The organism is Bradyrhizobium sp. CCBAU 11434 (assembly GCF_028128895.1).
Classification (GTDB): Bacteria; Pseudomonadota; Alphaproteobacteria; order Rhizobiales; family Xanthobacteraceae; genus Bradyrhizobium; species Bradyrhizobium zhengyangense.
Genome location: NZ_LBJX01000103.1, coordinates 669,395 through 689,326 on the forward strand (window position 1 = coordinate 669,395; position 19,932 = coordinate 689,326).

The following is a 19,932-nucleotide window of genomic DNA, read 5'->3' on the forward strand; positions in this document are numbered from 1 at the left end:
GCCGCTCTACTTCGCCTTTTCTTTCAAATACGCGATGATATCGGCGCGATCCTGCGCATCCGGCACATCGAAGAACATCTTGGTCTCAGGCACCATGGCCTGCGGCCCGGTCAGCCATTTGTCGAGATTGTCCTCGGTCCAGACGATGCCGGAGTTCTTCAAATCGGGCGAGTAATCGTAGCCGGCGACGCTGCCCGCCTTGCGGCCGACGACGCCCTTGTGCATCGGCCCGACGCCGTTCTCATTGATCGAGTGGCAGTCTGCGCAGCCCTTGTAGAGCGTCTGCCCTCGCGCGGCATTGCCGGTCGCGCCGGCAGGGCTGACTGCGCTCAGAAGCGCAATCGAAAGTATCGCGAGAGCCAGGCTTGTCGCGCTTGGCGGAAAGACGGAAACGGACCGAACGTTCATGTGAGCTCCTGTTTGCGGCAGCAAACAGGATCGTCCGGCCCAATTTTTATTCCCGTCAGTTCGAGGATTCGCCCGCGTCCATGTCGCCCGCCTCGCGCTGGCCACTGAGCCAGAGCGCGAGCAGGGTCCAGAACGCGCCCGAGAGCAGGTAGGCACCCGAGGCGATGACGCCGAGATTGGTGGCGAGCAGCAGCGCCACCAGCGGGGCGAAGCCGGCGCCGAACAGCCAGGCCATGTCGGACGTCAGGGCGGACGCCGTGTAGCGATACATCTGCTTGAAGTTCGAGGCGATCGCGCCCGAGGACTGGCCGAAGGAGAGGCCGAGCAGGATGAAGCCTATCACCATGTAGATGGTCTCGCCGAACGCACCGGCATCGAGCAGCTGCGGGGCAAAGCCGCTGTAGATCGCGATCGCGATCGCCGATCCCATCAGCAGCGATTTGCGGCCGACGCGGTCGGCGATGATGCCGGAGGCCACGATCGCGGCGACGCCGAACACGGCGGCGACGATCTCGATGATCAGAAAGCGCACCGGGCTTTCCCGGGTGAACAGGAACACCCAGGACAGCGGGAACACCGTGACCATGTGGAACAGCGCGAAGCTTGCCAGCGGCGCGAACGCGCCGAGCATGATGTTGTGACCCTCACGGGCAACGGTGTCGGAGATGCGCGAGGGCTGCAGTTCGCGGGTCTCGAACAGCGAGGCATATTCCTCAGTCGTCACCATGCGCAGGCGCGCAAACAGCGCCACGACGTTGATGGCAAAAGCGACGAAGAACGGATAGCGCCAGCCCCAGTCGAAGAAATCGTCCGCCGAGAGGTTGCCGGCGAAATAGGCGAACAGTGCGCTCGCCACGATCAGACCGAGCGGAGCGCCGAGCTGCGGCACCATCGCGTACCAGCCGCGCTGGGAGGCCGGCGCATTCAGTGCCAGCAGCGAGGCCATGCCGTCCCAGGCGCCGCCCCAGGCCAGACCCTGCGCGAGACGCGCCAGCGCCAGCAGCCAGATCGCGGCCGCGCCGATCTCGGAATAGCCGGGCAGGAACGCCAGCGCAACGGTGGCGGTGCCGAGCAGGAACAGCGCCGAGACCAGCTTGGCCGTCTTGCCGTATTCGCGGTCGACCGTCATGAAAATGACGGTCCCGATCGGCCGGGCGATGAAGGCCAGCGCGAAGATCATGAAGGAATAGAGGGTGCCGGTCAGCTCGCTCGTGAACGGGAACACCAGGCGCGGGAACACGATCACCGAGGCGATGGCGTAGACGAAGAAGTCGAAGAACTCCGAGGTGCGGCCGATGATGACGCCGATGGCGATCTCGCCGGGACTGGCCTGGTCGTGGCCGTGCTCGCCCGAGTGGATATCCGCCATTGCGGGGGTCTGTGCCGTCGCCATGCGTGCGCCCTTAACGTCCTGAAAACCAAAGCCGACCGCCCGGCGGAACGCCAGCCAATCTCGCCCTGTTTGACCCAACATCCCGCAGTGCAACATTGGACAAATTGTCCAATGTCCGGATTGCTGCGCCGCAGCTACCCATTGGCCCCGCAAAGGAAACTCATTCTCATAAGGCTCGGCCCGTGTCCCGTCTCAAGATCCTGGCGCTGCTACCCCTGGCAGCCGCCCTCAGCGGCTGCAACTACATCGTGCTGGCGCCAGCCGGCGATATCGCGGCGCAACAGCGCGACCTCGTCATCATCTCCACCGTCCTGATGCTCCTGATCGTCGTCCCCGTGATGGCGCTGACGGTGCTGTTCGCCTGGCGCTACCGCCAGTCCAACACATCCGCCCGCTACGAGCCGGATTGGGACCACTCGACCAAGCTCGAGCTGGTGATCTGGTCGGCGCCGCTACTGATCATCGTTTGCCTGGGCGCGCTGACCTGGATGGGCACGCATCTGCTCGACCCCTACCGCAACATCGGCCGCATCCATGCGGAGCGTGCCGTCGACCAGTCCAAGGCTCCGCTCGACGTCGATGTCGTCGCGCTCGACTGGAAGTGGCTCTTTATCTACCCCGACTACGGCATCGCCACCGTCAACGAGCTCGCAGCGCCGGTTGACCGCCCGATCAATTTCCACATCACCGCGTCATCGGTGATGAACTCGTTCTACATTCCAGCGCTCGCCGGACAGATCTATGCGATGCCGGGCATGGAGACATCGCTCCACGCTGTGATCAACCACGCCGGCACTTACAGGGGTTTTTCGGCGAACTACAGCGGCGCCGGCTTCTCCGGCATGCACTTCAACTTCCACGGACTTGACGACAAGGGATTTGACGCCTGGGTCGCGCAAGCCAAATCGGCCGGCGGCTCGCTCGGCCGCGCCGAATATCTCCAGCTCGAGAAGCCCAGCGAGAACGAGCCGGTGCGCCGCTGGGGCACGGTCGATGCCGATCTCTATCGCCTGATCCTCAACATGTGCGTCGAGACCGGCAAGATGTGCCAGAGCGAGATGATGGCGATCGACGCCAAGGGCGGCAACGGCCATGAGGGCCTGAACAACACCCTGCCGCTCTCCTACGACAAGTACGCGCGCCGCGGCACCGTGCTCGGTCCCGAGCCTGTGTTCGTCGCCGGCACCTGCACGCCGGAGGCGCCGCAAGGCCAGACCACGGCGTCGATCAAGGCGCCGCTCGACACCGCGCCGCTCACCGGCGCCGGCCTGAAGCGGCCGACTTTTGCGCCGCTGAAGTCCTCGTCCTTCTTCATCGGACAGCGTCCGAAGTCAGACTCCTAAAGAGATCCAGCATGTCTCCTGATCTTCTCAAGTTCATCTTCGGCCGTCTCGGCATCGATTCGCTGCCGTTCCACGAGCCGATCCTCGTCGGCACCTTCGTGATGGTCGCGCTCGGCGGCGTCACGCTGCTCGCCGGCCTCACCTATTTCCGCCTCTGGGGCTATCTGTGGCGCGAGTGGTTCACCACGGTGGACCACAAGCGCATCGGCATCATGTACATGATCCTCGGCATCGTGATGCTGCTGCGCGGCTTCGCCGACGCCCTGATGATGCGCGCGCAGCAGGCACTCGCATTCAACGGCTCGGAAGGCTTCCTGCCCGCCCATCACTACGACCAGGTCTTCACAGCCCACGGCGTGATCATGATCTTCTTCGTGGCGATGCCGCTGGTGACCGGGCTGATGAACTATGTCGTGCCGCTCCAGATCGGCGCCCGCGACGTGTCGTTCCCGTTCCTGAACAATTTCAGCTTCTGGATGACGGTCGGCGGCGCGGTGCTGGTGATGGCCTCGCTGTTCATCGGCGAATTCGCCCGCACCGGGTGGCTGGCTTATCCGCCGCTGTCGAACATCGGCTACAGTCCTGATGTCGGCGTCGACTATTACATCTGGGCGCTGCAGGTCGCCGGCGTCGGAACGACCTTGTCGGGCATCAACCTGATCTGCACCATCGTCAAGCTGCGCTGCCCCGGCATGACCATGATGCGGATGCCGGTGTTCACCTGGACCTCGCTCTGCACCAACATCCTGATCGTCGCCTCCTTCCCCGTCCTGACCGTCGTGCTCGCGCTGCTCTCGCTCGATCGCTATGTCGGCACCAACTTCTTCACCAACGATTTCGGCGGCAGCCCGATGATGTACGTGAACCTGATCTGGATCTGGGGTCACCCTGAGGTCTACATCCTGGTTCTGCCCGCCTTCGGCATCTTCTCGGAAGTCACCTCGACCTTCTCCGGCAAGCGGCTGTTCGGCTACACCTCGATGGTCTACGCCACGGTCGTCATCACCATCCTGTCGTACCTGGTGTGGCTGCACCACTTCTTCACGATGGGCTCGGGTGCCAGCGTCAACTCGTTCTTCGGCATCACCACGATGATCATCTCGATCCCGACGGGCGCGAAGATGTTCAACTGGCTGTTCACGATGTATCGCGGCCGCATCCGCTACGAGCTGCCGATGATGTGGACGATTGCCTTCATGCTGACCTTCGTGATCGGCGGCATGACCGGCGTTCTGCTCGCGGTGCCGCCGGCCGACTTCGTGCTGCACAACAGCCTGTTCCTGATCGCGCACTTCCACAACGTGATCATCGGCGGCGTGGTGTTCGGAGCGTTCGCCGGCATCAACTACTGGTTCCCGAAGGCATTCGGCTTCAAGCTCGATCCGTTCTGGGGCAAGATGTCGTTCTGGTTCTGGGTCACCGGCTTCTATATGGCCTTCATGCCGCTCTACGTGCTCGGCCTGATGGGCGTGACCCGCCGCCTGCGCGTTTTCGACGATCCCTCGCTTCAGATCTGGTTTGTCATCGCCGCGATCGGCGCCGGCCTCGTCTTCCTCGGCATTCTCTCGATGCTGATGCAGTTCGCGGTCTCCTTCCTCAAGCGCGAGCAGCTCAAGGACGTAACCGGCGATCCCTGGGATGCGCGCACGCTGGAATGGGCGACCTCCTCGCCGCCGCCGGACTACAACTTCGCCTTTACCCCCGTCGTTCACGACAATGACGCCTGGTGGGACATGAAGAAGCGCGGCTATCAGCGTCCGCTCATGGGATTCAAATCGATCCACATGCCCCGCAGCACCGGCACCGGCATCATCCTCGCCGGCTTCGCCACCGCGATGGGTTTTGGTCTGATCTGGTACATGTGGTGGCTGGCCGCCTTGAGCTTCGTCGCGATGCTCGCCGTCGGGATCGGTCACACCTTCAACTATCACCGCGACTTCGACATTCCGGCTGATGACGTCATCCGGACCGAGGACTCGCGCACCAAACTGCTCGCCGGAGCCAAGTAAATGACTGTCGCTGTCAATCCCGCCCAGACCGGCGAACCGGTCTTCTACCTCGCCGACGAACATCCGCATCCGGAAGGCTACAGCACCTCGCTCGGCTTCTGGATCTACCTGATGAGCGACTGTCTCATCTTCGCGATGCTGTTCGCCGCCTTCGGCGTACTCGGCGCCAACTACGCCGCCGGCCCCGCGCCGAAGGACCTGTTCGACCTCAACCTGGTCGCAGTGAACACCTCGATGCTGCTGCTGTCGTCGATCACCTACGGTTTTGCCATGCTGACGATGCAGCAGAACAAGATCGCGCAGACGCAGATGTGGCTCCTGATCACCGGCCTGTTCGGCGCCGCCTTCATCGGCATCGAGCTCACCGAGTTCGCCCACATGATCCATGAGGGCGCAACGCCCCAGCGCAGCGCCTTCCTGTCCGCCTTCTTCACCCTGGTCGGTACCCACGGCCTGCACGTCTCCTGCGGCCTGATCTGGCTGGTGACCCTCATGGTGCAGGTCTGGCGTTTCGGCCTGATCGAGGCCAACCGCCGCCGCCTGATGTGCCTGTCGATGTTCTGGCACTTCCTCGACGTGGTCTGGATCGGCGTCTTCACCTTCGTCTATCTCCTGGGAGTTCTGCGATGAGCACCGATACCCACGCCGCGCACGCGGGCGACCATCACCACGACGACGGCCACGCCCAAAGCACCTTCTCGGGCTACATGCTCGGCTTCGTGCTCTCGGTGGTGCTGACCGCGATCCCGTTCTGGCTGGTGATGAGCGGCACGCTGCCGAGCAAGCAGATCACCGCGCTGGTCATCATGGCCTTCGCGGTCGTGCAGATCGTCGTGCACATGATCTACTTCCTGCACATGAGCCCCAAGTCCGAGAACGGCTGGAGCATGATGGCGTTGATCTTCACCATCGTCATGGTGGTGATCGCGCTGTCGGGTTCGCTGTGGGTGATGAACCACCTCAACAGCAACATGATGCCGATCCACGAGATGACGGGAATGAAGTGAGCGATCCCGTGAGCCAGAGGGATAACGAACCGCGCAGCCCCGCAAGCGCAGCGCATCGCCCCTCCTTGTGGCTCACGGTCCTCTCGCTCATCGCTTTCGTCGTTTTGATGGCCCTCGGCGTCTGGCAGGTCGAGCGCCGCGCCTGGAAGCTGGCGCTGATCGACCGGGTCGAGCAGCGCGTCCACGCCCCGGCGCAGCCGCTCCCCTCGCGGACTTCATGGCCGACCATCAGTGCCGCAAACGACGAATACCGGCATGTCGACGTCTCCGGCCGCTTCCTGCACGACCGCGAGACCCTCGTTCAGGCCGTCACCGAGGAAGGCCCTGGCTATTGGGTGCTGACGCCGCTCCAGCGCGATGACGGCACGACAGTCCTGATCAACCGCGGCTTCGTGCCGTCGGAGCGGCGTGACCCATCGACGCGCCAGGGCGGCAATCCGGACGGCCGGGTCGTGGTCGCAGGCCTCTTGCGCGTCACCGAGCCGAAGGGCGGATTCCTCAGGGACAACGTGCCTCAGCACAACCGCTGGTATTCGCGGGATGTCGCCGCGATTGCGGCGGCCCGCGATCTCCAGAATGTGGCGCCCTTTTTCATCGATGCGGACGCCGGATCACAATCCGCTGGCGGTCCCATCGGCGGATTGACCGTGATCCGCTTTCCCAATAACCACCTGATCTACGCGCTGACGTGGTTTGCCCTGGCTTTCATGCTGGCTGGTAGACTTTTCGTCACATTTCGCGGCGGGCTGTTCCGCCGCCAACGCTTCGTCCACGAACCGGCCGGCGGCCCAGACGCCTCCGCCCGCAGGACGGGATCAGATGCTGGAACGATCGTCGAACCGACCTGACGACGGGACTAGTTTGGGCGAGCCGGCTGTCACGCTGCAATCGCAGGCGGACGCGCGCAGCGAGCTGATCGGCGCTGCCCCCACCGACGACGAGACCAACCGCAAGAACATGGCGCTGCTGATCCAGCTGCGCTGGACCGCGGTGGTCGGCCAGATCGTGACCATCGGCGGCGTGCATTTTTGGCTTGGCATTCCCCTGCCCCTGACCCGCATGGGCGCGGTGATCGGCGCGTTGGTGCTGCTCAACGTCTCAAGCCTGGTCTGGGTGCGCCATCGCGCCGCGATCACCAACAACGAGCTGCTGGTCGCGCTGATGCTCGACGTCGCGGCGCTGACTGCACAGCTCTATCTCAGCGGCGGCGCGACCAATCCCTTCACCTCGCTGTTCCTGCTCCAGGTCACGCTCGGCGCGGTGCTGCTCGATGCCCGCTCGACCTGGTCGCTGGTGGCACTGAGCTGCGCGAGCTTCGTGTGGCTGACCATGGCCTACCGACCGCTCGACCTGCCGCCAAATCCCCTCAGCGAGACCTACACGCTCACCGTCACCGGCATGCTGCTGGGCTTCGTTCTCAACGCCGTGCTGCTGGTCGTGTTCGTCACCCGCATCAACAGGAATTTGCGCCAGCGCGACGCGCATCTGGCGGCGCTGCGCCAGCATGCCGCCGAGCAGGACCACATCGTCCGCATGGGCCTGCTCGCCTCCGGCGCGGCACATGAGCTCGGCACGCCGCTCGCCTCGCTCTCCGTCATCCTCAGCGACTGGCGCCGCATGCCCGATCTCGTCGCCGATCAGGAGCTCGCAGAAGATCTCACGGAGATGGAGACCTCCCTGCAACGCTGCAAAAGAATCGTAACGGGGATTCTGGTATCGGCCGGCGAGGCGCGCGGCGAAGGATCCTCGCCGACGACCGTGACCGCCTTCGTCACCGCGCTGGTCGAGGAATGGCGCGACGCCCGCTCGGCGCGGACGCTCTATTTCACCAACACCTTTGGTGAGGATGTCGCGATCGTCTCGGACGTCGCGCTGAAGCAGGTGATCTTCAACGTGCTCGACAATGCCTATGAAGTCTCGCGCGAATGGGTGGAACTGCTCGCCGAGCGCGAAGGCGACAATCTGGTGCTCTCGATCAGCGACCGCGGCCCGGGCTTCGCGCCGGAAATGCTGGCCCAGCTCGGAAAGCCCTATCAGTCGAGCAAGGGCCGCGCCGGCGGCGGGCTCGGCCTGTTCCTGGTGGTCAACGTGGTGCGTAAGCTGGGGGGCAGCGTGACCGCGGAGAACCACAGGAAACGTGGCGCCACCGTACGCCTGACCCTGCCGCTCGCCACGCTCGCGATCGGAGGCAGCTTTGACGCCTGACCGTTCGCTCATCGTCGTCGAGGACGACGAAGGCTTTGCGCGCACGCTGAAGCGCTCGTTCGAGCGCCGCGGCTACGAGGTCGTGCTCGCTGCTTCGATCGAGGACGTCCGGAAGGTTCTTGAGGACCGATCGTTCGGCTACGCCGTGGTCGACCTCAAGCTCGGCGGTGCCTCTGGGCTTGCCTGCGTCGAGCTGCTGCATACCCACGATGAGGAGATGCTGATCGTGGTGCTGACGGGCTTCGCCAGCATCTCGACCGCCGTCGAGGCCATCAAGCTTGGCGCCTGCCATTACCTCGCAAAGCCCTCCAACACCGACGACATCGAAGCCGCCTTCACCAAGGCCGAAGGCAACGCCGAGGTCGCGCTGGACGTGCGGCCGACCTCGATCAAGACGCTGGAATGGGAGCGGATCCACCAGACGCTGATCGAGACGGATTTCAACATCTCGGAAGCGGCAAGGCGCCTGGGCATGCACCGGCGCACGCTGGCGAGGAAGCTCGAGAAGCGGCCGGTGAAGTGAGCGGTTCGCCGCGCGGGGAGGAAAACACTCGCGCGAGCTGATGACCTCGCGGCCATGCATCACTAGAGTGCCCGATGCGGTGGCTGACGGCCGCCGCTGTGCTGCAACGGCCCAAGCGAGGAGACCGCCCCGTGACAATGCTCGTCGAGCGCCTCGGCTCGTCCGCCGCGCCGTCGCTTGCGCGCAGTCAGCGCGACACCGAAACCGTTCAGTTTGCACAGGCAGCGCTCGAGGCCGGCAAGAGGGAGGGCCTGCAACTGGCCGTGCGGGCGCGCTATGTCGCGCTCTCCGTCATCGCCTGCCTGCTGCTAGCCATCAACCCGGCATGGGACCAGCTCTATTACGTGGCGTTGCTCAGCCTGTTCGCGCTGATCGGCTGGGCGCAGGTCAGGGTCGGGCGGGTCGGCGTATCGCGATCGGAATTGGCGCTTCTGTTCTGCGATCTGGCGCTGCTCACATTCGTCATCGTCGTCCCGAACCCCTTCGGCACGACGCACTGGCCGGTGGCGATGCAATACCATTTCGGCAACTTCATCTACTTCTTCGTGCTGCTCGCGGGCGCCACGCTGGCCTATTCCTGGCGAACCGTGGTTGCAGTCGGAACATGGACGGCAGCGCTTTGGACGATCGGCGCGGCCTGGGTGTGGTGGCAACCTGATCGCGATCCCGCGCTGACCGCCCGCATTGCAGAGGCGGTGGGCGGCGATCACAGGCTGCTCGCGCTGATCTCACCCACTGCGATCGGATTCGGCCTCCGCATCCAGGAAATCGTCGTCTTCCTGATCGTGGCCGTAACGCTGGCGCTCGCGGTTCGCCGCAGCAATGATCTATTGATCAGACACGCCGCGGTGGAGCGGGAACGCGGCAACCTTGCGCGCTACTTCTCGCCCAATGTCGTCACGGAATTATCGAAGCACGACGAGCCGTTGAAGCAGGTGCGCACCCAGGACATCGCGGTGCTGTTCGTGGACATCGTCGGCTTCACGGCCTTTGCCGATGTGCGCTCTCCGGACGAAGTGGTGCGGACGTTGCGCGAGTTCCACGGATTGATGGAGCAGGAGGTTTTCCGCCACGAGGGCACGCTGGACAAATATCTGGGCGATGGACTGATGGCGACATTCGGCACCCCCTTCGCAGGCCCGCGCGACGCCAGCAACGCGTTGCGCTGTGCCCAGGCCATGATCGCGGCAGCGGACCGATGGAGCGCGCAGCGAACGGCATCGGGTGAGCCGCCAATGCGTGTCAGCTTCGGCCTGCATTACGGACCGGTGGTGCTCGGCGATATCGGGCACACCTGTCTGGAATTTGCCGTGATCGGTGCGACCGTCAATGCCGCAAGCCGACTGGAGGGGCTGACGCGCGAGCTCGACTGCGCGCTGGTGGCGAGCAACGACCTCGTCAGTCGCGCCAAGCTGGAGCTCGGTAGCACCGCCGACGCCTTTGCATCGTTGATCGCCCGCGATCCCCAGGCGATCCGCGGGCTCGAGCGGCCGATCGCGATCTGGACCCAGCCGCGGGCGTGACCAAGGCGAGGCTCGGCCGCCGTTGGATCACGCACCCAAACAAAAAGCCCGGCCGAGCGGCCGGGCTTTTGATCTGTTGCGATCGATGCGACGAGATGCTTACGCGGCCTCGTCGGCGACCGTGGTGTCGTCGCCATCGGTATCGTCGGTATCGCCCTCGGCATCCGCCTCGCCTTCGCCATCGGCGGCTTCCGCCTTGGCATTGGCACGGCGCGGGCTCTTGGCGAGCTGGGCCTCGATTTCCTTGACCGCTTCGGTCTCGGTCGAGTGCTGCACCACCGCGATCTCGCGGGAGAGGCGATCGAGCGCCGCTTCATAGAGCTGGCGTTCGCTATAGGACTGCTCCGGCTGCGACTCCGAGCGATAGAGGTCGCGCACGACTTCCGCGATCGCGACGATGTCGCCCGAGTTGATCTTCGCTTCGTATTCCTGGGCGCGGCGCGACCACATGGTGCGCTTGACGCGGGCGCGGCCCTTGAGGGTCTCCAGCGCCTTCTTCACCAGCGCCGGCTCGGACAGCTTGCGCATGCCGACATTGGCGACCTTGGCGGTCGGAACGCGCAGCGTCATCTTGTCCTTGATGAAGTTGATGACGAACAGCTCGAGCTTCGCACCGGCGATCTCCTGCTCCTCGATGGCCAGGATCTGGCCGACGCCGTGAGCGGGATAGACGACGAATTCATTGGCCTTGAAGCCCTGACGCTGGGTCACGACCTTCTTTTCCTCGACCTTCGGCGCAGGTGCAGCAGCCTTCACGGCCGGCTTGGCAGCAGCAACGGGGGCCTTGGCAGGGGCGGCAGCAACAGGAGCCTTCGGAGCAACGGGCTTGGCAGCGGGAGCCTTGGCAACAGCAGGCTTGGCAGCAGCAGGCTTGGCAACGGTCGCTTTCGCGGCCGGTTTGGCAGTCTTGTTAGGCATTGCACTTCTTTTCTTCGAGGACTTTGCAGCCGGCGCCTTAGTCGCGGTCCGACCCTTGGATGCGCTACGGCTGGCCGCGGCGACTTTTTTGGCCTCCTTATGGGAAGCCCTCGCTGAAGTACTCTTTTTACGCGTTTTCTGTGACACAGCCTGCGCGCGGAAACTGCCACGCCCCTGTTTCGACATTTGGTTTCACGGGAACCCAGAGGGGCCAACGGGGCTGACGGGGTTCGGCTTAATGTGCCCAATATAGCACATTTCCCGCAAAAATCAATGATTTAGGGGTCTTGGGGGCTGGTTTTCGGCGCTGACGAAGGTATTAGGGTTAAGTTTGCGCCGGATTTTAGTCTCCGGAGCCGGGGTTCTTAGAAAAATATTTCTCGAACTTGCCCGCCTGCCCGTCGAACTCCTCGGCGTCGGCAGGTGATTCTTTCTTCTGGGTGATGTTCGGCCAGCTCTTGGCGTATTCGGAGTTCACCTCGAGCCACTTTTCCAGACCCGGCTCGGTGTCCGGCTTGATGGCGTCCGCCGGACATTCCGGCTCGCACACGCCGCAATCGATGCATTCGTCGGGATGGATGACCAGCATGTTCTCGCCCTCGTAGAAACAGTCGACGGGGCAGACCTCGACGCAGTCGGTGTACTTGCACTTGATGCAGTTTTCAGTGACGACGTAAGTCATCCAACGCTCCGAAAAGCTCTCTTAAAAGTCGCGGCTTGCGTAGCGCGGATGGCCCCGCGCTGCAAGGTCGGGAAGCTCCGATCATGACGGCTTTATGTGGTTGATCGACCAAGAAATGAACGATGAGCGCAATTAATTGCGCTTTACGTCGCCGAGCTCCTCGTAAAGCACGCGCGCCGAGGCGGCGTCGCCGCGGCGCTCGTTGAAGCCGGTCACCTTCAGCACGCGCACGGTGCGATCGAGTGCGACGGTGATGACGTCGCCGATCTTGATCGCATGGCCGGGCGATGTCTCGCGCGTGCCATTGATGCGGACGTGGCCGGACTCGACGAGCTCAGCCGCCGAGGTCCGCGCCTTCACCACCCGCGCGTGCCACAGCCATTTGTCGAGGCGCTGCCGCTCGGTCGTGGATCACTCCTTGCGACCGGAAAGCTGCTCTTTCAGCGCAGCGAGCTTGGCGAAAGGCGAGTTCGGGTCGGCGGGACGATCGCGCTCCCGCGGGGCAGCGCTCGAGGCGTAGGGGCGCAGCGACGGACCGGACTCGCGGTCCCTGCGGTCACGTCCCTTGTCGCGGTCACGGCCACGATTGTCGCGGCCCTTGTCACGATCGCCGCCGAACTTCTTGTTGTCGCGGTTGCGATCGCGATCCTTGTCGCGGTCCTTACCCTGGAAGCTGCGATTCCTGTCGTCGCGCCCTTCCTGACGCGGTGCGCCCTCGGCGCCACCTTCGCGCGGCTTGCGGAAGTCCCTGCCGCCGTCGCGACGATGACCACCGTGACGACGCTCACCCGGCTTCGCGCCTTCGGCGGCTTCGCCCGGCGCGGCCGTGGCGCCTTCAGCACCAGCCTCAGCGGTCGCGTGCTGCGGCCGCTGATTGTGGTGACGCTGATGGCGATGACGCTCGTGACGCGGCTTGCGATCCTCGTGACGGCCACCGGGACGCCAGACTTCGACGAGCTCGGGCTCGGCGGGCGCAGCGACAGCTTCAGCCGGCGCCGCCTCGACAGGCGCGGCAGCGTCGGGAGATGCGGCGGCTTCCGTTGCGGCGGTCTCGGCGGGAGCGGTTTCTGCGGCAGCCTCTGCCGGTGCAGCGGTCTCTTCCGCCGGCGGCGCGATGCCGGGCGCATCTTCTGGTGTGACGGGCGCTTCGGGCGAGGCTTCGAGCGCCGGCCCTTCGTGCGCGGGCTCGTCATGCTGCTCCATGCCGGGCGCGTCTTCGACGGTGACGGCCTCGATCGCAGCATCCGCGGGCGGAGCCGCCTCTTCGGTCGCAGGCGCCTCGGTGGAGGCCTCAGCCGCCGGCGTTTCCGCAGCAACAGGCGCGGCCGGCTTCGGCGGCAGCGGCGCGCGCTTTTCCATGCGATAGCCGAGCGCGCGCAGCACGGAAGCAAAATCCTCACCCGCCGAGCCGGTGAGCGAGGTCATCGCCTGCGTCACCACAAAGCCGCGGCCATCGAATGCGCCGCCGGGCTTTTCGCCCGGCGAATTCTCGCGCCAGGCGAGTGCCGGACGGATCAGGTCCGCAAGGCGCTCCAGAATGTCGACGCGGACAGCGCGCTCGCCGGCCTGCTTGTAGCCGAGCACGCGATAGGCGTCGCGCGGCAAGCTCTTGTCGACCGGGAACGAAGTACGGCCGGATGAAGCCAGATGCTGGGCGCCCGACAGCGCCGAGAGATCGACATTGTCCTGTTTCAGCGCCCACAAGAGCGCAGCGAGCGCACGCGCGGCGGGCTTGAGGATGCCGGGGAAATAGATGTGATAGGCGCCGAAACGGACGCCGTACTTACGCAGCGTCGCGCGCGAGGGCTGGTCGAGATCCTTCAGCTCGTTGGCGATCTTCGGACGCTCGAGCACGCCGAGCGCCTCGACCAGCTGATAGGCGATGCCGCGGGCGATACCGGTGACGTCTTCGGCCTTCGACAGCTCGAACATCGGCCCGAGCAGCTTTTCGATATGCGTCTTGAGCCAGAGGTCGAGCCGCGCCTGCACCTTGTCGCGGGGCGCGCCCGTCAGGCGCTCATCCGAGATGATGCGGATGCGCGGATGCAGCGCCTCCTCTGCGGCCGTCAGCCGCGCGACAGCATCGCCGGTCCAGCGGATGGTGCCGTCGGAGGTCAGCACGAACTGGTCGTCCGGCGCGTTGCCCAGTTTTTCGGCGCGCGCATTGATCTCGCCGGCGAGCACCGCTTGCGCGGCAGCCTGCAAGGCTTTCGCATCGGAGCCGGCTTCCGCCGCATCCGGTGCAAAGGTGAAGCCATCGAGGCGGCCGATGACATGGCCTTCGACGATAACTTCGCCGGTCTTGCCGATTTCCGTATTCAAGCTCGTGTTCTCCCGCAGGCGGCGCATCAATACACTGGTCCGGCGATCAACGAAACGCTCAGTCAAGCGTTCGTGGAGCGCATCCGATAATTTATTTTCGACCTCGCGCGCGGTCCCCTGCCAGCGTTCGGGGTCTTTCAGCCAGTCCGGGCGGTTGGCGACGAAGGTCCAGGTGCGGATCTGCGCGATTCTGGCCGACAGCGTGTCGATGTCGCCGTCGATACGGTCGGCCTGGTCGATTTGGGCCGCGAACCAGGAATCGGGGATACAGCCCTTCCGCATCAGGAAGCCGTAGAGCGTCGTCACCAGCTCGGCATGGGCGGCCGGCGACAGTTTCCGGTAGTCCGGGACCTGGCAGGCCTCCCACAGCCGCTCGACGGCGGCCTTGCCGTGCGCGATATCGCGCACCTCGACGTCGCGGGCGGCGTGGTCGAGCACGCGCATGTCCTCGGCGATCGGCGCCCGCGTCAGCGTCTCGTGGCCGGGGGCGAGGTTCAGCGAGACCTGGAGCGCGCCGAGGGAGGAGAAATCCAGCTTCGAGTTGCGCCATTGCAGCATCTTCACGGGATCGAAGATGTGGTTCTGGAGCGCGTTCACGAGCTCGGGCTCGAACGGGCCGCAGCGGCCCGTCGTACCGAACGTGCCGTTGCGCGTGGCACGGCCGGCGCGGCCGGCGACTTGCGCGAACTCGGCCGGCGTCAGCCTTCGGAACTGAAAGCCGTCGAACTTGCGGTCGGAGGCGAAGGCGACGTGGTCGACGTCGAGATTGAGGCCCATGCCGACGGCGTCGGTGGCGACGAGATAATCGACGTCGCCGTTCTGGAACATCTCGACCTGCGCATTGCGTGTGCGCGGCGAGAGCGAGCCCAGCACCACGGCGGCGCCGCCGTGCTGGCGCTTGATCAGCTCGGCGATGGCGTAGACCTCGTCGGCGGAGAAGGCGACGATGGCGGTGCGGCGCGGCTGGCGCGTGATCTTGCGGTCGCCGGCGAATTCCAGCTGCGACAGGCGCGGCCGCGTGATCATGGAGACGCCGGGCAACAGCCGCTCGATGATCGGGCGCATCGTCGCAGCACCCAGCAGCAGCGTCTCGTCGCGGCCGCGGCGATTGAGGATGCGGTCGGTGAAGACGTGGCCGCGTTCGAGGTCGGAGGCGATCTGGATCTCGTCGACGGCGAGGAAGGAGACATCCAAATCGCGCGGCATCGCCTCGACGGTCGACACCCAATAGCGCGGGCTCTTCGGCTTGATCTTCTCCTCGCCCGTGACAAGCGCGACAGCCTCGGGGCCGACGCGGGCGACGATCTTGTTATAGACCTCGCGCGCGAGCAGGCGCAGCGGCAGGCCGATCAGCCCCGAGGAATGCGCGAGCATCCGTTCGATGGCGAGATGGGTCTTGCCGGTGTTGGTCGGCCCGAGCACCGCAGTGACGCCAGCGCCGGGCACGCGCTCGGAAGCAAAGGAGGAGGGAGGAAAGGCCATGTCTGCCGGATTAGGTAATGGCTGATTGGGCGAATGTCAGGGCTTGATGGGGCGGGGTGGTGCTGAGGTGTCGGCTATGTCTCCGAATGCTGCACGTGGCCAAGCATACGACTGTCATGCCCCGGCTTGACCGGGGCATCCAGTACGCCGCGGCCCATCCGCTCAACCACAACCGCCTCGGCGTACTGGATCGCCCGGTCAAGCCGGGCGATGACACCTGGTGTGTGGGAGCAGCTTCCCCAAACCTCGCGCAACTGTCTCACTTTGCGACGCTTTTTCCTCATCCTTTAAGCTTCGGAACGACTCTAGAACGAATCGCGGCCGAATCGCTGACTCCCCTCGGAGTCCTGTTCCGTTCACGCAAGGTGTCGTGGGACTCGTTTTGCGTGTGCACTAGATGGAGTTTTGGGGTGCCGCACAAGCGACGATTTGGTGTCGGATTTCCTTAAGTTGGGGATGGCGCGGAGTCGAATCAGAATCGGGACGGAGTCAAATGGATTCCCGGCGAATGGTGGCGCTGCGTCGCATGTAATCAAAACAACCCCATGCACAGTAGGTAAGTCATTGATATCAGTCATTCCGGGGCGTCGCGCAGCGACGAGCCCGGAATCCATCGTGAGACAGTCGCCGCGGAGCGATGGATTCCGGGTTCGCGCCAAAGAGGCGCGCCCCGGAATGACGGCTGTTGGTGGGGCGCGCAGCAGCCTTACTGCGTCTTCGCTACCCGCGGCGGCTGGGCCGTGGTGATGAAGCTGGTGGCTTCCAGCATCGCCGGCCCCAGGGGCGTCGGAATCTTCAGCCAGAACGGAACCAGGACCCGGGTGCCCGCGACGGGCGCGAGCGCGATCTCGATGTTGCGCTGGGCGGCGAGATATTTGATGACGGGGCGGTCGGGGATGTAGCCGGCCACGGGCACGAAATAGAGCGCGCAGACCACGACCGGGCCGTGATAGCCCTTCTCCGCCTTCACCGTCTCCATGCGCTTGAAATCGAGCTTGAGCTCGTAGCGCATGCGGCCGTCGAACACCGGCGCCGAGCCGTGGCAGGCTTCCGGCGACAGGGGATCGCCAGTGCCGGGCACCCGCACCAGCGAGGCCGTCATCGGATCGAACACGCCGCGGCGATGCGCGTCAGTGACGACGATGCGGTCGGCATCGACGGGCGGCTCCGGAATGATGCCGAAATCCTTCACATTGCCCTTGTCGAGGGTGATGTGGATCTCTTCGGTCTTCTTCGAGGTGGTGGTGGAGGCCTGGTAGGCCGTGGCAACCAGCGCACCATTGACGACGCGGCCCTGCGAGGCGCCGGTGCCGGACCCGCCCGCGAAGGATTTCAGGATGCCGGTGGTGCCGCCGGAGGCCGCGGCCGAGAATACGTCGTCCTGGATATCGATGTTCCAGGCGCCGCGGCCGACCGGAATGCCTGATAGGCTCGCCTCATATTGCGCTTCGAGCTTGCCCTGCGCCGCCGCCGGCTCCGCCGCCCACGCCAAAGCCAGCCCGGCGACAGCGGCCAAGGCCAGCTTGCCGGCCGACCGCAGCCGGGGCGATGAGAGGGGAAGCGTGTGCACGAGGCGATCCAATCGGGGAAGCGAGGTTGTTACTTAAGCCTGTTACGGCCGCAAGCAATGTGTCCTTGGGGACATAGACCGGGAACTCACCGGACTATTCGGCGGCGATTGCGCCCTTTATGTGATGGTAAGGCGTTTTAAACATTGCCGTTTTGGTGATTAGCGATGCGTCAGGGACGCACACCTCCCCCCGCCCATTCCGCTGTCATACCCCGCGAAGGCGGGGTATCCAGTACGCCGAGACGGATCTGGTGAGGCCAGGCTCTCAAACGCCGGCCTCTGGAATACTGGATCGCCCGGTCGAGCCGGGCGATGACAGCTGTTTCGGGGCACTATCCCCGCCCAAAACCTTGACGTCCCGGCCCTCACCCCCTATACGTCCGCCCGCTCCCTGCAAGGACAGAGAATTTGCCCCCGTGGCGCCCCGAATGGCGGCCGCAATCATTGGGGGTTTAGACGGAAGGATTTTTGCCATGTCTCGCCGCTGCGAACTGACGGCCAAGGGCCCCCTCGTCGGCCACAAGGTCAGCCACTCGAACATCAAGACCAAGCGCCGCTTCCTGCCGAACCTGGTCAACGTGACCTTCATCAGCGAAGCCCTGGAGCGCAACGTGCGCCTGCGCGTCTCCACCAACGCGGTGAAGAGCGTCGACCACAATGGCGGCCTCGACGCCTTCCTGCTCAAGGCCAAGGCCGACGCCCTGTCGCCGCGCGCCCTCGAGCTGAAGCGCGCCATCCAGAAGAAGGTCGGCCCGACGCCTGCGCCGGAGAAGAAGGCCGGCTAAGCAAGTTTCAGAGTTGGGCGGGGGCTAAGTTGCGTCGCGTGGCGTAGGCTTAGCCGAGTAGAGTTTTGCGTTGCGGCCGGATCGAAAGATCCGGCCGTTTTTGTTTGGCGGAAGCAAGAAAATGACACTTACGACGCTTCTGACTCTCTTGGCGACAGGTAACTGCAACCCCACATTGCAGAGACAAAGATGGCGACATAGCCACCGAAGCGGGAGGAGCAATGGGCGCGTCAAAGATTCCGATTTACACATACGTCGATGAATCCGGGAACACGGGCAAGAACATTTTTGATCCGGCACAACCCGACTATTTCGCTGGCGCACTTATTTCCAAAGGCGACTTTGATCTCCGCTATACGGATCGAGTTTGCGCGATCGCAGGAAAGCTGGGCGAGACTGCAATTCACGCAAACAAACTAGGCCTAGGCAGACTCGAGGTCATCGCGGCTGATCTGCATGAGTTACTACTTGGCGCGGAACCACGCTTCTTCGTTTCGCGCGTCGAAAAGAAATACCTTCTCGCCACAAAGATGTTCGACGTGCTGTTCGATTCTGGAGAAAACGCGGCGGTAGCTTGGCATCTCTACAATTTCCGACCGCTAAAGATTATGCTCGCGTTCAAGCTAAGCGCAGTAATTGATGAGGATATCGCTCGCAAATTCTGGGATGCGCTACTGACCTTGGGGGAAGCGGATGCCCGGAAAGCGCTCCCTCCAATCTGCGAGGCCCTTAAGCAGCGGCTACATCTTTTGCCAGACCAGCGGTCGCGCGAAGTCCTAACAAACGGATTGGATTGGGTAATCAAGCATCCTGAATGCATTCAATTTGCGACCGAGCAAAGGGTTGCAAAGAAAGGACATCTCCCAAACCTAGTAGCTTTCGCCAATCTCTTGCAAGGGCTTCACGGAGTCTCTCAGACCTGGAAGAAGAAAGTCGCCGCGATTGTCCACGACGAGCAAAGTGAATTCAAAGGCACGCTTGAGTCTTGGCACGAGCTTTTCTCAAATGCATCTCCAGACGTTATTGAATGGGCAGGCGAAAGCTACAGCCTTCAATGGACGCCGGGCAGCCGCTTCGAGATGAAGAAGGATGAAGCTAGTGTTGGCATTCAAATCGCCGACGTCTCACTGTGGCTTTACGGTCAATTTTTGAAAGGGAAAAACATCCCACCGAACTGCGCTGATTTGTTGGCCCTCTTTCTGCGTCAAGGTTGGCATACCGATTTCTCATTTGTCGGCGTTGAGAGCCAGTTGATCAAAAACTATGGTGAAGTGTTCTTCGGTGACATGCCACAAGAGAAACTTGAACACGCTAAGAAAATGCTCGCGATGGCGGAGGAAAGACGCCTTGCCTCCATGGAAGAATTCGAAGCCGGCGGCACGGCCCCTTTCATGCGTCCCGTATCTGTCGTTGAAAATGATACAAACTTGCCGGAATCTAACACCGACGATGTCGAGCGTGGTACAATGCTATAGTTAGCCAAAAACATATACTGGCCTACAGCACGATTGAGCTATCGACCGCTTGCCGCGCGACTGTCCCACGCGGGAGGAACCAAGAACTTTCCGTGCCGCCACTCTTCTACAATCGCGCTTTCGAACCAGTCGTCATCCAGGTGGGCATGGTCTAAGATGATGACCTGAAATTGGTCATTTATGTCAACACAGGCTCTGTGCATGAGCTCAAACAGAGCGTGCACCGCATGCCTATCCTTGTCATCCAGTGGATCAAGTCGGCCATCTTGGTCCCGCTCTGCCGGATA

The 19,932-nt window shown here is 63.6% G+C and carries 17 protein-coding genes and 1 pseudogene; 10 read left to right on the plus strand and 8 right to left on the minus strand.

Annotated elements, in window-relative coordinates; all coding sequences use genetic code 11:
- Positions 1-6 precede the first annotated feature (6 nt).
- Positions 7-408, minus strand: a complete 402-nt coding sequence (locus XI06_RS43335) for a c-type cytochrome (protein ID WP_237872183.1) — start codon at positions 406-408, stop codon at positions 7-9.
- A gap of 55 nt (positions 409-463) precedes the next feature.
- Positions 464-1,801, minus strand: coding sequence for an MFS transporter (locus tag XI06_RS43340; RefSeq protein ID WP_237860034.1), 1,338 nt, complete (start codon positions 1,799-1,801; stop codon positions 464-466).
- A 182-nt stretch (positions 1,802-1,983) separates the two neighbouring features.
- Here XI06_RS43340 and cyoA point away from each other — a divergent pair, with 182 nt between their 5' ends.
- The 8 genes from cyoA (at position 1,984) to XI06_RS43380 (ending at position 10,411) form a co-directional block, all read left to right on the plus strand.
- Positions 1,984-3,144 (plus strand): ubiquinol oxidase subunit II, encoded by a 1,161-nt coding sequence (gene cyoA / locus XI06_RS43345; protein ID WP_237872185.1) that lies wholly within the window; start codon positions 1,984-1,986, stop codon positions 3,142-3,144.
- 11 nt (positions 3,145-3,155) lie between these two features.
- Complete coding sequence (gene cyoB / locus XI06_RS43350) at positions 3,156-5,153, plus strand: cytochrome o ubiquinol oxidase subunit I (RefSeq protein WP_237860038.1); 1,998 nt, start codon at positions 3,156-3,158, stop codon at positions 5,151-5,153.
- Complete coding sequence (cyoC, locus tag XI06_RS43355; RefSeq protein WP_128949391.1) at positions 5,154-5,783, plus strand: cytochrome o ubiquinol oxidase subunit III; 630 nt, start codon at positions 5,154-5,156, stop codon at positions 5,781-5,783.
- A complete protein-coding gene (gene cyoD, locus XI06_RS43360) occupies positions 5,780-6,160 on the plus strand; it encodes a cytochrome o ubiquinol oxidase subunit IV (protein WP_237860041.1) in 381 nt (126 codons plus the stop codon). Before cyoC ends, cyoD begins: the two co-directional genes overlap by 4 nt.
- An 8-nt stretch (positions 6,161-6,168) precedes the next feature.
- Entirely contained in the window at positions 6,169-7,008 is an 840-nt protein-coding gene (locus tag XI06_RS43365; RefSeq protein ID WP_237872187.1) for an SURF1 family protein, read from the plus strand.
- A complete protein-coding gene (locus XI06_RS43370) occupies positions 6,980-8,365 on the plus strand; it encodes an ATP-binding protein (protein WP_271608075.1) in 1,386 nt (461 codons plus the stop codon). Before XI06_RS43365 ends, XI06_RS43370 begins: the two co-directional genes overlap by 29 nt.
- Positions 8,355-8,888 (plus strand): response regulator transcription factor, encoded by a 534-nt coding sequence (locus XI06_RS43375; protein WP_092233395.1) that lies wholly within the window; start codon positions 8,355-8,357, stop codon positions 8,886-8,888. The genes XI06_RS43370 and XI06_RS43375 overlap by 11 nt, the downstream gene beginning before the upstream one ends.
- Positions 8,889-9,025: 137 nt before the next feature.
- Complete coding sequence (locus XI06_RS43380; RefSeq protein WP_237872356.1) at positions 9,026-10,411, plus strand: adenylate/guanylate cyclase domain-containing protein; 1,386 nt, start codon at positions 9,026-9,028, stop codon at positions 10,409-10,411.
- A gap of 99 nt (positions 10,412-10,510) precedes the next feature.
- On the opposite strand, the gene XI06_RS43385 is transcribed toward XI06_RS43380, so the two are convergent.
- From XI06_RS43385 to XI06_RS43405, 5 genes and pseudogenes are all read right to left on the minus strand, one after another.
- Positions 10,511-11,329, minus strand: coding sequence for a CarD family transcriptional regulator (locus XI06_RS43385; protein ID WP_237860047.1), 819 nt, complete (start codon positions 11,327-11,329; stop codon positions 10,511-10,513).
- Positions 11,330-11,672: 343 nt separating this feature from the next.
- Entirely contained in the window at positions 11,673-12,011 is a 339-nt protein-coding gene (gene fdxA / locus XI06_RS43390; protein WP_128949385.1) for a ferredoxin FdxA, read from the minus strand.
- A 132-nt stretch (positions 12,012-12,143) separates the two neighbouring features.
- A pseudogene (locus XI06_RS43395) lies at positions 12,144-12,413 on the minus strand (RNA-binding S4 domain-containing protein); the annotation flags it as partial.
- A 9-nt stretch (positions 12,414-12,422) separates the two neighbouring features.
- Positions 12,423-15,815 carry a helicase-related protein gene (locus tag XI06_RS43400; protein ID WP_271608076.1) on the minus strand — a complete coding sequence of 1,131 codons (3,393 nt, stop codon included), beginning with the start codon at positions 15,813-15,815 and terminating at the stop codon, positions 12,423-12,425.
- Between the two features lie 706 nt (positions 15,816-16,521).
- Positions 16,522-17,331 carry a DUF3108 domain-containing protein gene (locus XI06_RS43405; protein ID WP_237890889.1) on the minus strand — a complete coding sequence of 270 codons (810 nt, stop codon included), beginning with the start codon at positions 17,329-17,331 and terminating at the stop codon, positions 16,522-16,524.
- A 527-nt stretch (positions 17,332-17,858) separates the two neighbouring features.
- Between XI06_RS43405 and rpmB the strand changes: the two genes are divergently transcribed.
- Together rpmB and XI06_RS43415 are read left to right on the plus strand one after the other, a co-directional pair.
- A complete protein-coding gene (rpmB, locus tag XI06_RS43410) occupies positions 17,859-18,170 on the plus strand; it encodes a 50S ribosomal protein L28 (protein WP_271608077.1) in 312 nt (103 codons plus the stop codon).
- 221 nt (positions 18,171-18,391) lie between these two features.
- Positions 18,392-19,645 (plus strand): DUF3800 domain-containing protein, encoded by a 1,254-nt coding sequence (locus XI06_RS43415; RefSeq protein WP_271608078.1) that lies wholly within the window; start codon positions 18,392-18,394, stop codon positions 19,643-19,645.
- Positions 19,646-19,683: 38 nt separating this feature from the next.
- Here the strand turns inward: XI06_RS43415 and XI06_RS43420 are convergent.
- Positions 19,684-19,932 (minus strand): DUF3732 domain-containing protein (locus XI06_RS43420; protein ID WP_271608079.1); only part of this gene is annotated, 249 nt, incomplete at its 5' end.